We start from the raw sequence: 13,665 nt of genomic DNA, 5'->3' as shown, positions 1-13,665 counted from the left end.
GCGCTTGCGGCGGTGCGTCACGTCAGTCCGCGTACGTCGTCACGGACATCATCCGCACGAAGCGACGGTCCGTGCTCACCGCGGCGATGGCGAAGCCCTGCGTGTAGCTCGGCGCGCCGCACCCGCGGCAGCTCCAGCCCGTCCTGTAGAGCCGGTTGCTGTTGCGCGAAATCGCCGTGATGTACGCCACCGCGCCCTCCACCTCGTCCACGTTGTAGCTGTACGCGCTGAGCTGTCCGATGAGCTCCCGCACGGTGATGGGCTCGAAGATGCTGGCCTGCGGACCGAAGGCGTTGCTGAACGCCTCGCCCAGCGTCTGCTGGTTGGCCACGCCCTGGCCGTTGGGGATGTAGCCCTCGTAGATGCGCGCGGAAGAGAACGAGCCGGTGGCGCCGAACAGCACCGCGGGCGTCTGGGTGACGGGGTACAGGTTCAGCGGGTAGCCCGTGAGGAGCGTGTCGTTCACCTCGTAGAAATCCGCGAAGTACTTCGCCGCGGTGCCCGTCATGGACTGCTGGAAGGGCGTGTCGCTGAGGCGGGTGGTGAGATAGGCGCGCTCGGCGCTGTCCACGCCATAGCCCACGTCGTTGAGGAACGCGTCCAGCGCGTTGCGGATCTCCGAGCGGAGGACGGTCGTGCCGCCGGGGCTGCTGGCGCTCTTCGCGGCGGTGATGCTCGCCTCGAAGGCGGGGATGCTGGTGGTGGAGTCAGCGAACGCCGGAGCGGAGAACAGCATCAGGGCGCCCACCAGCGACTTCATCGACAGGGTCTTCATGGAGAACCTCTTCATTCAAGGGGGAGTACCGCGAGCGACGCGCTGGCGAGTACCACGCCGTCCTGACATGGCCGGCGTGAGGTTCCGGTGACACGCGCGCTCGTGACACGCTCGTGAAAGAGCGTGTCGCGAGACTGGAATGTTTCAGGACGTCCGCTGTGCGGCGGTGCGTCGCATCAGTCGTTCCCGAAGTCCGCTGTCCACACGGAGACCATGCGCACGAAGCGGCGGTCCGTGCTCACCGCGGCGATGACGTAGCCCCGCGTGTTCCACGGCGAAAAGCTGCACCGGCGGCAGGTCCAGTCCGCGACGTACAGCCGGTTGCTGTTGCGCGAAATCTGCGTGATGTAGGCCACCGCGCCCTCCACCTCGTCCACGGTAGGGGTGCTGCCCTTGATGGAAGTGGTGCCAAGCCGCTCGATGAGCTCCTTCACGGTGATGGGCTGGAAGGGGCCGACGGGCGGCTCGAAGTAGGTGGTGAACGCGGTGCCCAGCGTGGCCTGGTTGGCGATGCCCTGGCCGTTGGGGATGTAGCCCTCCCGGATGTCCGCGTTGGACGCCAGCGGACCGGTGGCGCCAAACAGCGACGCGGCGGTGCCGGCGACGGAGCCCTGGTACAGCGGGTAGCTCGTGAAGGTCGCGTCGTTCAGCTCGTAGAAGTCCGCGTAGTACTTCGCCGCGGTGCCCGTCAGCGACTGCTGGAACGGCGTGTCGTTGAGGCGCGTGGTGAGGTAGGCGCGCTCGGCGCTGTCCACGCCCTGGGGGCCGCCGGTGTCGTAGATGAACGCCTCCATCGCGGTCCGGAGCTCCGAGCGGAGGATGGTCGCGCCGCCGGGGCTCAAGGGGCCCTGCGCCGTGGAGATGCTCGCTTCAAAGGCGGGGATGCTGGTGGTGGACGAGGCGAAGGCCGCCGGAGCGGCGAACAGGGCCAGACCGCTCAGCAGTGACGTCATCGACAGGGTCTTCATGGGGACCTCTTCATTCGCGGCCCGTGCCACGGGCGCGTTCAAGGGGGGCACCGCGGACGACTCGGTGGCCAGTACCACGCTCCCCTGACAGCGCTCACGCCCGTGAATCAGCGTGTCGCGAGGCTGGAATGTTTCACGATGCGGGCTGCGGTGCCGCGGGCGTGGGCACGTTGCGGCGCAGGGGCGCGAGCAGCGCGAGGAACGCGGCGGACAGCGCGACGCCCAGGAGGAACATGTTCCCGTAGCCCAGGTTGCCGAACTTCGGATCCGCGAGCAGTCCCGCCAGTGGCCCCGCGGGCGCTTTGCCCGCGACCTCCACGCTGGCCAGCAGCGTGTAGTGCGTGGCGCCGATTCTCCGGTCCGTGCGCGACATCATGAACGCGAACATCACGGTGGTGAGCGCACCGCCGAAGAACTCCTCGGTGAGCGTGACGCCCAGCACGCCCGCGTCGCTGACGCCCGCCTGCGTGAGCAGCCACCGCCCCGCGAGCGGCAACAGGCGCAGCGTTCCAGTGAGGGCCACCGCGCGCAGCAGCGGCAGGCGCGCGGCGAGGAGCCCCCCGCACGTGGACCCCAGGAGCGACGCGGCGGTGCCCCACGTGCCCACCCACAGGCCGATGCGCGCCGGCGTGAAGCCCGCGTCCACGAGGAAGGGCTTGTAGAGGACGTCGGACATCGTCTCGCCCAGCTTGTACGTGCCGATGAAGAGCAGCAGCCACCCGGTGCCCGGCACGGTGAGCGCGGACTTGATGCGTGCCCAGAGCGCGGGCCAGTCCAGCTTCGCGGACTCGGGGCCTTCGGCTTCGCGCGGGGGCGGCTCGCGCACGAAGAGGACGATGGTGAAGACGGTCAGGCACAGCGCCGACATGACGAGGAACAGCCCGGACCACCCGATGCTCGCGCTGGCCCACACCAGCAGGCCGCCGCCGGTGAGCATGCCCAGCTTGTAGCCCACCACCTGCGCGGTGTTGCCCAGGCCCAGCTCCTCTGGACGCAGCAGGTCCACCGCGAAGCCGTCCACCGCGATGTCCTGCGTCGCGGCGAAGAGGTTCATCACGAAGATGAGGCCCAACAGCAGCGGCAGCGATTCCCGACCCGCCGCGAAGGCCGCCCCCGCGCACGCGAGCGCCAGGCCCGCCTGCATGGGGAGAATCCACGAACGCCTGCGCCCCACGCGCTCGGAGCCGTAGCGGTCCACCAGCGGGGCCCACAGCGCCTTGAGCATCCATGGCAGCGACAGCGCGCCCGCGAACCCCAGCGCTGCCAGAGACACGCCGCGCGTGCGCAGGTAGACGGGCAGCGCCGTCACCTGGAAGCCGAAAGGCAGCCCCTGCACGAAGTACAGCGCGCACAACAGCCACAGCCGGGACGGGATGCGTCGCATGGTCGTGGCGCGAGCATAGGCACGCCCCCTGGCCTGAGTCGTGGGCCTATACTCGCCGTTCCAGTCACTCCCAGGGAGTCGCATGCCGGAGCGAGCCGCAACCGAGTCGGGAATCATCGTCGTGGAGCTGTCCGCCGAGCACGAGCTGGAGGCGGACCACGTGGACGCGGTGGTGGATGTGAAGGCGTCCTCGTTCTTCACCGGCAACGCGGCCTTCGCCAACGCGAAGGAGGTGGCCGCGCTGGTGCGCCTCATGGAGGACCTGGGCGTGCAGGCCTCGGCCTTCACCCTCCAGTCGGTACAGGCGGAGACCCAGGAGGGGCTGCTCACGCGCTCCTCGTCCGCCCTCTACACGGTGCGCATCCGCCTGGTGGACATGGGGCGGGTGGGGGACGTGCTCGCCGCGCTGTCCGGCATGAAGCAGGCGACGCTGCGCGAGCTCAAGTGGGGCTACACGCACGAGCCGGAGGCCCGGCAGGACTGGCTGGAGGCGCTGGCCCGCGAGTCGGTGAAGAAGGCGCGCCGCGTGGCCGCCGGGCTGGGCGTGACGGTGGCCGGGCTGCACCGCTTCTCCGAGCGCACCTGGGAGTCGCGGGCCTTCGGGAACCACGGCGGCGCCTACGGAGGCGGGAACGAGGACGTGATGCCCATGGCCCCGTCGGGCAGCTACAGCGTGAAGCGGACGGCCTCGCTGGGCTTCCCCGTGTCCCACCGCAAGAAGGTGCACGTGATGGCCACCGCGGAGTTCCAGACGCACCCGGCCCCCGAGTCCTGAAGCGCTCGGGGCCGGATGGCTCCACTCACGGCATGGCGCCGGGAGTGTGCTTGAGCACGAGCGACTCCAGCCGCAGGAGCGCCTTGTCCAGCGTCTCCCACGACGGGCCGAAGGACAGGCGCACGTAGTTGCGGAAGCGCGACGCCCGCGCGCGGCGCTTGCCGGGGTTCACGTCGAAGAACTCACCGGGCACGGTGATGACCTGGTGCTCCAGCGCGGCGCGGAAGAAGGCCATGCCGTCGTTGAGCGGCGCGGGCAGCCCGGACAGGTTTCCCCAGACGTAGAACGTCCCGTCCGGCGCGCGGTCCGTGCGGATGCCCAGCCGCTCCAGCCGGGAGTGGAACCGGTCCCGCTTCTCCCGGAACGTGTGGTGGATGGCGCGCGTCTCCGCCACCACCGCGTCCTCCTGGAGCAGCGGAATCGCCGCGCGCTGCAAGGGCCGGCTGCCGCCGCCGTCCAGGAAGCTGCCCGCGCTGGCGACCGTGTCGATGACCTGCTTGGGCCCCACCGTCCACGTCATGCGCCAGCCCGGGTAGCGCCAGTTCTTGGTGAGCCCGTCGAAGAGGATGACCGGGTCGCGGTTCACGTCCTCCACGTACCTGGCGGCGCTCTCCACCGGCAGCACGCCCGGGCGGCCCGTCCAGATGTAGTGCGAATAGAACTCGTCGATGAGCAGCGAGCACTCCAGCTCGCGCGCCACGCCCACCCACCGCGCCAGCTCCTCGCCCTGCACCAGCTTGCCGGTGGGGTTGCACGGGTTGGAGAAGAGCAGCGCGGACAACCCGCGCCCCTGAATCTCCCGGCGCAGGTCGTCGTGCGTGAAGGCGTAGCCGCGCTCGCCCTCCAGCAGGATGGGGATGGCGGTGAACGCCTTGAAGACGTCCAGCAGCTCTTCATACGCGGTGTAGTCCGGGAGGAAGTGCCCCAGGTTCACGCTGCCCAGGCTCGCCGCGGCGCGGGTGAGGGCCGCGCGGCCGCCGCCGGACAGGCAGACGTTCTCCGCGCTGTACTGGCTGGACATCCCCTTGCGGTAGAGCCGGTTGTAGAGCCCCGCGATGGCCTCCCGAACCTCCCAGAGGCCCGCGACGGGGGCGTACTCCTGGTCCGCCATGTCCACCGTCACCGAGTGCACGCGCGACGGAGCACCGGGCAGGTCGCCCGTCTCCGGCTGACCCTGGCCCAGGTTGCACCACTCCGGGTCGCCGGGACGGTAGCCGCGGCGCGTGGCCTCGGCGGTGACGAAGATGACGCCCGTGCGGGGCACGGTGCGAAACGCATGCAGGGGGACGCTGTCGCTCACGGACCACACGCTAGCGCGCCCCCTGCCGCGGTGCAGCCCCTTACCCTTCCAGGGAGGCGCGCAGGAACCAGGCGTGCTTCTCGAACTCGGTGATGATGCCGGTGAAGAGGTCCACCGTGTCCGTGTCCTTCTGGCCCTCCACCGCCGCGCGGCTCTCCCGCAGGCCGTTGAGGTACACCTCGATGCGCTCGGCCAAGAGCTTCACGTGCTCCAGGTCGCGCGAGGTCTCCTGCGGATATTCCGGCAGGCGGCTGTGCGTGCCCACGTGGCGGCTGGTGCCGTACGCGCGGCCGCCCAGCGTCACCGCGCGCTCCGCGATGGAGTCGTTGTGGTTGGCCAGGCTCACCGCGAACGTTTCGAACAGCGGGTGCAGCGCGGCGAACTGCGGGCCCTTGATGTTCCAGTGGGCGACCTTGATCTGCGAGTGCAGGTCCAACCCATCCGCGAGCCGCTCGTTGAGGGTGGCGGAGATGGCGGTGCGGGCCTGTTCGGACAGGGGACTCGGGCTCTTGTAGAGGGCCATGACGGACACGTTCCTTTCAGGTGAGGGGTGGGACGTCGAAGAGAAAAGACAGCGCCCCCCGGTGTCATCCACCGGAGGGCGCCAATCACAGCTCAGAGATAACGACGAGGGGACTAGGACTCCAGTCCAACCGCCGCCGCGTGGATGACGCTCGCGATGCGGACGGCATCGTGCACGTGGTCCTCGCTCAGGCCGCCTTCCAGCACGACCTTCTCATGCGACTGGATGCACATCTCGCAGCCGTTGATGGCGCTGACCGCGAGGCAGACCAGCTCGAAGTCCACCTTGTTGGTCAGCACCTGGGCCAGCCGGTTCATCCGCAGCCCGGCCCGCTTGGTCGCGTACGACTCCTTCCCGATCATGTGACGGAATCGGTAGAAGACGTTGTTCATCGCCATCAGCGAGGCCGCGGCACGCGCGTCCTCGATGACCGGCGTGGCCTTGTCACCCAGTGCCTGCTTCGCCTCGTTCAGCATGGCCTCCTTCAGCCGCTCGTTCCGGGCGGCGAAGGCGCATGCCACGGCCGTCCCCCAGCGCTGCTCGGGGGTGAGGGTCGTGCTCTCCAGGACCGCGGAGAGGTTGAGGCGGGTGTCCTTGTGGGCGTCCGCAAGCTCGCTGCGGACGACTTCGAGCGAAGCCATGGTGCCTTACCCCGCCTTCTGCAGCTTCGTGGTGAGCGTCTCCTCACCCTTCTGCCAGTTGCACGGGCACAGCTCGTCGGTCTGGAGCGCGTCCAGCGTGCGGACGGTCTCCTTGACGTTGCGGCCCACGGACAGGTCGTTCACGGACACGTGGCGGATGATGCCCTCGGGGTCCGCGATGAACGTGGCGCGCAGGGCCACGCCCTCTTCCTTGTGCAGGATGCCCAGCGCGCTGGACAGCTCGCGCTTGATGTCCGCCAGCATGGGGAAGGGCAGGTTCTTCAGGTCCGGGTGGTGCGTGCGCCACGCGTGGTGCACGAACTCGCTGTCGGTGGACAGGCCCAGCACCTGCGCGTCGCGGTCCTGGAAGTCCTTGTTGTGCTTGCCGAACTCCGCGATCTCCGTCGGGCAGATGAACGTGAAGTCCTTCGGCCACGCGAACAGGACGGTCCACTTGCCCTTGTACGTGTCGTTGGAGATGTCCTGGAACTCCTTGTTCTTCTCCAGGCTCACGGTGCCCTTCAGCTTGAAGTTCGGAAGCTTGTCGCCAACGGTCAGCATGGGTTTCGACTCCTTGGGGATGGGGGGCGGGCCACCGTGGTCCACCCCAGAGGTGATGAGTTGCTACCGGGTAAAGCAGCCACCGTGCCAGCGCATCAACTGCCCTGATTCCAGGAGGTTACAGCTCCCCCTGAGATTCGCACCGGCGGGGCGGTGACGCCGGACCGGTGAATAACGAAATCCCGGTGCCTTTCGCCACTGCAATTTCGGTGGGCCGCTATTATCGCTAACACATGCCGGATGAACTGATGGGGCGCCACCCGGAAGTGACGCAGGATGCTCGGGAGCTGGTCGAGCTGGCAACCACCGAAGAAGGGGTGGGAGAGCTGCTCCGTCGGGGATTGGACTGGGTGTCGCGCGTGGTGCCCTTCGACCTGGCCACGCTGTTCCTCCTCAAGGAGGGGCGGCTGGAGGCGGTGGCGGCGCGCGGCCCGCTCGCGAACCAGGCGGTGCGCAAGCATTCGCTGCGGCTGGCGGACTTCCCGTCCTTGAAGCAGGCGCTGGAGACGCGGCGCGCGCGGGCCTTCACGGAGGAGGACCACTCGCACGGGGATGGCGACCCGTTCGATGGGGTGTTGGACCTGCCCGCGGGGCACTCATGCATGGTGGTGCCGCTGTGCGCGGGGGAGCGCTGCTACGGCGTGCTCACGCTGGACCGCGTGCAGTGTGAGACGTACGCGCAGCCGGTGGTGGACCTGGTGGAGGTCTACGGCCAGATGCTGGCGACCGCGCTCCAGGGCGCGGAGCAGCGCGCGACGGCGGAGCGGCTGCACCGTCAGGACCACGAGCACGCGAAGCTGCTGGAGTCGCAGCTGGGCGGGGACTCGGAAGGCATCCTGGAGACGTCCCTGAGTCCGGTGATGCGCGACCTGTCCTTGCGCGCGCGGCAGGTGGCGGAGACGGACACGCCCGTGCTGATTACCGGAGAGACGGGCACGGGCAAGGAGCGGCTGGCGCGGGCCATCCACCGCTGGAGCGCGCGGGCGGATCAGCCCTTCGTGTCGCTCAACTGCGCGGCCATTCCCGCGGGCCTGCTGGAGAGCGAGCTGTTCGGCCACGTGAAGGGGGCCTTCACCGGCGCGAACCGCGACCGGGCGGGCCGCTTCCAGATGGCGCACGGAGGCACGCTGCTCCTGGATGAGATTGGCGAACTGCCGGTGGAGCTGCAGGCGAAGCTGCTGCGCGCGCTCCAGGAGAAGTCGTTCGAGCCCGTGGGCAGCGACAAGACGGTGCGGGCGGACGTGCGCATCCTCGCGGCGACGCACGTGGACCTGCACCAGGCCATCGCGCAGAAGCGCTTCCGCGAGGACCTCTTCTATCGTCTGAGCGTCTTCCCCTTGAGGCTGCCGCCCCTGCGCGAGCGGCGCGAGGACCTGCCGCAGCTCACCGCGTTCCTCCTGGAGGAGCAGGCGAAGCGCACGGGCCGGCGGGGCATGCGGGTGACGGCGTCAGGGCTGACGCGGCTGGCGTCCTACGACTGGCCCGGCAACCTGCGCGAGCTGGCGAACGCGCTGGAGCGCGCCACCATCCTCACGCGCGGCCAGGAGCTGACGGCGCAGTCCTTCGATCTGGCGAACGGCGAGCGCGCGCGGGAGGTGTCGGGCCCGGTGTCGGTGGAGGAGACTCCGGCGCCGCTGCCCGCGGGGGCGAAGGTGCCCACGCTGGCGGCGGTGCAGCGCGAGCACATCCTGCGGGTGCTCACGCTCACCCGGGGCCGCGTCTACGGTGAAGGCGGCGCGGCGGCGCTGCTGGGGCTCAAGCCGTCCACGTTGCAGAGCCGGATGAAGAAGCTGGGCATCGAGCGGTTGGAGGGCTTCACCGCCGCCGAGGACGCGTGACGCGGGCTCAGTACCTGCGGCTGTCCTCGCGGGCCTCGCGGCGGTCCTCGCGCGTCTCCTGGCGGTTCTGCGCCGTCTCGGTGCGAGCGAGCTGGACCAGGTCAGCGATGAGCATGCGCTTGCGGCTGAGGCTGCCGCTGTCCATCCGGCCGTAGAGGTTGTTCAGCTCCTGGGAGATGGAGCGCGTCTGCTGGAGGGCGCGGGACTCCTGGCGGGCGTCGCGCACGTCGTCGCGGTGGTCCTTGCGGTCGTCGTAGCGGTTGCCGTCGTGGCGCACCTCGCGGGCGCTGGAGCGCGCCTCCTGCTTGTCCTGGGACAGCTCGCGGCGGGTCTCGTTCAGCTCGGACGACACGTAGCGGCGCAGGTCCTCTTCCACCTGGAGCAGGTCGCGGCGCGCGGCGCGGCCACGGGCGGAGTCGTAGCGGGAGAGCAGCGACTCCACCTGGCGCAGGTCCTGATGATCATCCCGGGTCTCTCGCGCGTCCTGCCGCAGCTCCTGGCGGTCACGGGCCTGCTCGTGGTTGTTGCCGCGGGGACCGCCTGCGTGAGCCAGGACCGGGAGGGACAGCGCCATCGTTGCCAGCAGCCACTTCGACTTCGACATGGGGGGCTCCATCAAGTGCGTCGGATGCCTTGATGGACGCAGCCCGCCGCCGAGAATTCACGGCCGGAGCCTTCTGCCTGGGTGGGAGCGGGGCCTACGACACCGCGGGTGCGGATCCGACTGGCGCGAGCAGAAGAGGTCCACGATCTTCTTGTTCGGGTCTTCCTCGAACATGGCCTGCGCGTAGGTGCCGAAGGCGTCCTTGAGCCGCGGCTTGTCCTTGGGGAAGCCGTCCCTTCGCCAACCCCTCAAGGGTTGCTCACGGCTCTCACCAGGTCTGACCTCTGGTCATGGCTGACTCGGGGCAGGTTCACGGCTCCGGGTGCTAGCGTTCACAGGGCATGGACGACACGCCTGCCCAACTCCAGTCATACGAGGAGGAGCTGCGCATCGCGGTGGCCGAGGGGCTCGTCTCGGATGAGGACGCCGCCCAGTTGGCTGACGAAGCCCGTCGCCGCGGCAAGGGGCCGCTCGCGCTGCTCTACTCGCGCGGACGCATCTCCGACGAGACGCTCGCCGCCCTGCTGCCACGGCGACCCGCTGCTCCGGACCTTTCGACACCCTCCCTGCCCATGCCGGGCAAGGTCACGCACTCGGCGGACCCCGTGTTTCCCCTGGGAGACTGGGAGCGTTACCAGGGATTGCGCTTCCTGGGCCAGGGCGGCATGGGACAGGTGTTCCTCGCGTATGACCCGAGGCTGCGCCGCGCCGTCGCTCTCAAGTTCGTGAAGGGCGACGACCCGGCCGTGGTGCACCGGCTGCTCAACGAGGCCCGCGCACAGGCCCGGGTGCACCACGCGCGGGTGTGCCCGGTGCACGAGGTGGGCGAGGTGCAGGGCCGCGCCTTCATCGCCATGCAGTACATCCCCGGACAGACGCTGGGGCAGCTGGCCGGGACGCTCACCGTGGAGCAGCAGGTGGTGTTGATGCGCGACGTCGCGCAGGGCGTCCACGCCGCCCACCAGGCGGGCCTCATCCATCGCGACCTGAAGCCTGGCAACATCCTGGTGGAGCGCACCCCGGACGGACGCCTCCTTCCCTACGTGGTGGACTTCGGGCTCGCGCACGACGCGACCACGCGCGGCACCACCGCCACCGGCTCCGTGATGGGCACGCCCCCGTACATGTCCCCGGAGCAGGCCCGGGGCGAGGTGGGCCGGCTGGACCGGCGCGCGGACGTCTACAGCCTGGGCGCCACGCTCTACCACCTGCTGACGGGCGAGCCTCCCATCCCCGGCGCCAACAACCTGGAGGTGCTCAACCGCATCCCCACGGAGGAGCCCGTGCCGCCGCGTGCGCGGGCCCCGGGCCTGTCCGCGGACCTGGAGGCCATCGTCCTCAAGTGCCTGGAGAAGGACCGCTCCGCCCGCTACGACTCGGCGCGGGCGCTGGCGGAAGACCTGGAGCGCTTCCTCGCGGACGTGCCCGTGCGCGCGCGCCCCGTGGGCCTGGGCTACCGGCTGCGCAAGAAGGTCCGGCGGCACCGCGTCGTGGTGGGCGCCGCGGCCGTCGCGCTCGTCGCCGTGCTGGGGGCCGGACTCCAGGTGGGCCTCACCCGCAGGCAGGCCGTGCGCCGGGAGCAGCTGGCCCGCCGCTTCACCGAACAGGTGGAGCGTGTGGAGGCGCAGGTCCGTTACACCGGCCTTGCCCGGCTGCATGACGTGCGCGAGGAGCGCGCCCAGCTCGCGCGCCGCATGGAGGCCCTGGCCTCTGACATCGCGCGCGAAGGCCCGGAGGCCCGGGGCCCGGGCCTGTATGCGCTGGGCCGCGGGGCCCTGGCGTTGGGGGACGCGGCGAAGGCGCGCGAGCACCTGGAGGCGGCCTGGAACGAAGGCTTCCACGAGCCGCGCCTCGCGTGGTCGCTGGCGCTCGCGCTGGGACCGCTCTACCGCGACGCGCTCCTGGACGCGGAGAACGTCCAGGACCCCGCGCGACGGCGGACGCGCAGGGAGCAGGTCCAGCGGGAGTACCGGGACCCGGCGCTCGCGTGGCTGCGCCGGAGCGCGGGCGCGGAGGTGCCGTCCCCGGACTTCGTCGCCGCGCTGCTCGCCTTTCACGAGGAGCGGTGGGACGACGCCCTGGCGCGGCTGGACGCAGCGGGCCCGCTGCCTCCGTGGTTCTTCGAGGCGCCGCTCCTGCGCGGCGACATCCTCCAGGCGCGGGCCCACCAGCGCTGGAACCAGGGGGACCGCGGGGCCGCCCAGGAGGACCTGGACGCCGGTCGCCGCATCCTCGCCGCCGCCGCCGCGACGGGCGACAGCCTTCCGGAGGTGCACCTCGCGCTCGCCCGGCTCGAATATCAGGCCCTGGTGATGGCGCTGTACGGCCAGGGCGACGTGGAGTCCGGCGCCGCGCGCGGACTGGAGGCGGTGGCACACGCGCTCGCGGCAGACCCCGACAGCGTGCCCGCCCGGCACTGGGAGGCCCGGTTCCACAACCGGCTGGCCGAGGATGCGCTGCGCCGGGGCGCGGATCCGGAGGCGTCCCTCCAGCGCGCCATCGCCGCCGCGAGGCAGGTGCTCGCGACACGGCCTGCGGATCCACGCGCCCGCAAGGAGCTGGCCCAGGCCTTGTTGCGCGCTGCCCGGGTGAAGCAGGGGCGGGGCCTGGAGCCGGGCGCGCTGCTCCAGCAGGCCCTGGAGGCGCTCGACGGCATCGACCCGCGGGCGCGCGACTACGAGGTCTCCGCCACCCGAGGCCTCATCTTCCGGGTGTGGGCGGACGCCGACGAGCAGCGGGGTGTCTCCCCCGCGGAGCACCGGGCCCGGGCCATCGCGGCGTACCAGGAGGCCCTCCAGCGGGACGACACGCTGTCGGACGTGTGGATCAACCTGGGCCAGCTCCACCTGACACGGGCCTCGGATCCGCGCTCCGCGGCGCCAGACGCGGACCTGGACGAGGCCCGGCGTGCGCTGGAGCAGGCCCGGCGCCTCAACCCGGAGAACTTCGTGGCGTGGTTCCTGGGCGGAACGCTGCACACCGAGCTGGCGGCGCGACGGCGGACGCTGGGAGGGGACCCGCGCCCGGACCTGGACACCGCGGCCACCCTGTTCGAGCGCGGCATCGCCATCAACGCGCGCGTGGCGCCCCTGCACAACGGGCTGGGCATCGTCCGGGCGGAGCAGGCCCGCGAGGCCTGGGACCGGGGCGGGGAGCCGTTCCCCCTGCTGGACGCGGCGCAGGCCGCCTACGCGAAGGCCGTGGAGGTGGCGCCCGGTCAGGGCTGGGGGCAGAACAACCTGGGCGACGTCCACGCCGCGCGCGCGGAATGGGGCGATCCCCGGAGTGCGACGCCCGAGGCGGAGGCCCGGGCCGCCCTCGAGGCCTACGCCGAGGCCGCGGCGCTGTTGCCAGGGCAGGCCGTTCCCTGGGCCAACCTGGCGCGGGTCCACCTCCAGCGGGCCACGCGCGCGCTCGCGCGGGGACGTTCGCCGGAGGCCCCCCTGGCGCAGGCGCAGGCCGCGCTCGACGAGGCCTTCCGCCGCAACCCGGAAGAGCCCCTGGCGTGGCGCCTCCAGGCGGAGCTCCACGGCGAGCGAGCCCGGGCCCTGGCCCCCGCCCGCGCCGAGGCGGCCTTCGCGCGGGCCGCGACAGGCTTCGACGAAGCCTTCGTGCGCGACTCCCGGAGTTTGGAGGCGCGTCTGGCCTTCGCGCGGCTGTGCCTGGCGTGGGCCCGGAGCCGGAAGGCGGCGGGGCTGGAGGCCGCGCCCGTGCTGGCGCGCGGCCTGGAGGGGGTGGAGGCCCTGCTCACGCTCCACCCCACCTGGGCCGAGGCACGCCTGCTACGCGCCGGGTTGCTCCTGACGCAATCCCCGGGGCTCCCCGAAGCGCTCCGGGAGCGAGCGGCCGCGCTCGCCGCCAACCCGCACCTCGTGGATCACGGACCGCCCCCCGGCCCATGAAGGACCGGGCGAGGGGTCATTGCTTCTCTGGGAGAGGCTCCATTTCAATGCTGGTGAAGACGTCCAGGGTGCCGGTCTTGGGGTAGTGGATTGGGCCCCCCCCTGTGTCCGGCGTGGGCGGACATCCCGGGCCGTCCACGCTCAGTGTGTAGTCCCCTGGCGTGTCGCCCACTTTCTGTTCGAATCTTCCCGCGCCACCAATGGTGAAGGAGCTTCCATCGTACCCGGGGAAGAGCTGTCCCTTCTCGTCGCTCCAGCTCAATCTGACAGGCTGTTCGCACTGAAATTCGATGGAGACCTTGCCTGTCGGTTGGACGCAGGAGTCCGCGCCTACGGCGAATCCCGGACAACCCTTGACACAACCCACGACAATGGCCGCCGATCGCGCAAGGGC

11 protein-coding genes are annotated in these 13,665 nt (G+C 70.8%); 3 read left to right on the top strand and 8 right to left on the bottom strand.

Annotated features, from left to right (window positions below):
* Positions 1–22: 22 nt before the first annotated feature.
* From GTZ93_RS33415 to GTZ93_RS33405, 3 genes are all read right to left on the bottom strand, one after another.
* The gene (locus GTZ93_RS33415; protein ID WP_139916541.1) at positions 23–775 is read right to left on the bottom strand and encodes a hypothetical protein; all 753 of its coding nucleotides are present in this window, start codon (positions 773–775) and stop codon (positions 23–25) included.
* A gap of 176 nt (positions 776–951) precedes the next feature.
* Positions 952–1,743 carry a hypothetical protein gene (locus GTZ93_RS33410; protein WP_139916543.1) on the bottom strand — a complete coding sequence of 264 codons (792 nt, stop codon included), beginning with the start codon at positions 1,741–1,743 and terminating at the stop codon, positions 952–954.
* Between the two features lie 133 nt (positions 1,744–1,876).
* The gene (locus GTZ93_RS33405; RefSeq protein ID WP_139916545.1) at positions 1,877–3,127 is read right to left on the bottom strand and encodes an MFS transporter; all 1,251 of its coding nucleotides are present in this window, start codon (positions 3,125–3,127) and stop codon (positions 1,877–1,879) included.
* A gap of 82 nt (positions 3,128–3,209) precedes the next feature.
* On the opposite strand from GTZ93_RS33405, the gene GTZ93_RS33400 reads away from it, so the two are divergent.
* Entirely contained in the window at positions 3,210–3,902 is a 693-nt protein-coding gene (locus tag GTZ93_RS33400) for an SIMPL domain-containing protein (protein WP_139916546.1), read from the top strand.
* Between the two features lie 25 nt (positions 3,903–3,927).
* Here GTZ93_RS33400 and GTZ93_RS33395 read toward each other — a convergent pair whose 3' ends face one another.
* The 4 genes from GTZ93_RS33395 to GTZ93_RS33380 form a co-directional block, all read right to left on the bottom strand.
* Positions 3,928–5,202: a pyridoxal phosphate-dependent aminotransferase gene (locus GTZ93_RS33395; protein ID WP_120595564.1), complete on the bottom strand. Its 1,275-nt coding sequence runs from the start codon at positions 5,200–5,202 to the stop codon at positions 3,928–3,930.
* A 40-nt stretch (positions 5,203–5,242) separates the two neighbouring features.
* Complete coding sequence (gene dps / locus GTZ93_RS33390) at positions 5,243–5,725, bottom strand: DNA starvation/stationary phase protection protein Dps (RefSeq protein ID WP_139916548.1); 483 nt, start codon at positions 5,723–5,725, stop codon at positions 5,243–5,245.
* Between the two features lie 113 nt (positions 5,726–5,838).
* Positions 5,839–6,366, bottom strand: a complete 528-nt coding sequence (locus GTZ93_RS33385; RefSeq protein WP_120550488.1) for a carboxymuconolactone decarboxylase family protein — start codon at positions 6,364–6,366, stop codon at positions 5,839–5,841.
* Between the two features lie 6 nt (positions 6,367–6,372).
* Positions 6,373–6,927: a peroxiredoxin gene (locus GTZ93_RS33380; RefSeq protein ID WP_120557013.1), complete on the bottom strand. Its 555-nt coding sequence runs from the start codon at positions 6,925–6,927 to the stop codon at positions 6,373–6,375.
* A gap of 233 nt (positions 6,928–7,160) precedes the next feature.
* Between GTZ93_RS33380 and GTZ93_RS33375 the strand changes: the two genes are divergently transcribed.
* A complete protein-coding gene (locus GTZ93_RS33375) occupies positions 7,161–8,765 on the top strand; it encodes a sigma 54-interacting transcriptional regulator (RefSeq protein ID WP_261778932.1) in 1,605 nt (534 codons plus the stop codon).
* A 7-nt stretch (positions 8,766–8,772) separates the two neighbouring features.
* Here GTZ93_RS33375 and GTZ93_RS33370 read toward each other — a convergent pair whose 3' ends face one another.
* Complete coding sequence (locus GTZ93_RS33370; protein ID WP_139916550.1) at positions 8,773–9,369, bottom strand: hypothetical protein; 597 nt, start codon at positions 9,367–9,369, stop codon at positions 8,773–8,775.
* A 341-nt stretch (positions 9,370–9,710) separates the two neighbouring features.
* Here GTZ93_RS33370 and GTZ93_RS33365 point away from each other — a divergent pair, with 341 nt between their 5' ends.
* Positions 9,711–13,271, top strand: coding sequence for a serine/threonine-protein kinase (locus GTZ93_RS33365; RefSeq protein WP_167548549.1), 3,561 nt, complete (start codon positions 9,711–9,713; stop codon positions 13,269–13,271).
* Positions 13,272–13,665: the final 394 nt, after the last annotated feature.

The sequence above is a fragment of the Corallococcus exiguus genome (assembly GCF_009909105.1).
GTDB lineage: Bacteria > Myxococcota > Myxococcia > Myxococcales > Myxococcaceae > Corallococcus > Corallococcus exiguus.
The sequence above is the reverse complement of the archived record's forward strand: the minus strand, read 5'-3'. Positions and strand labels throughout refer to the sequence as shown.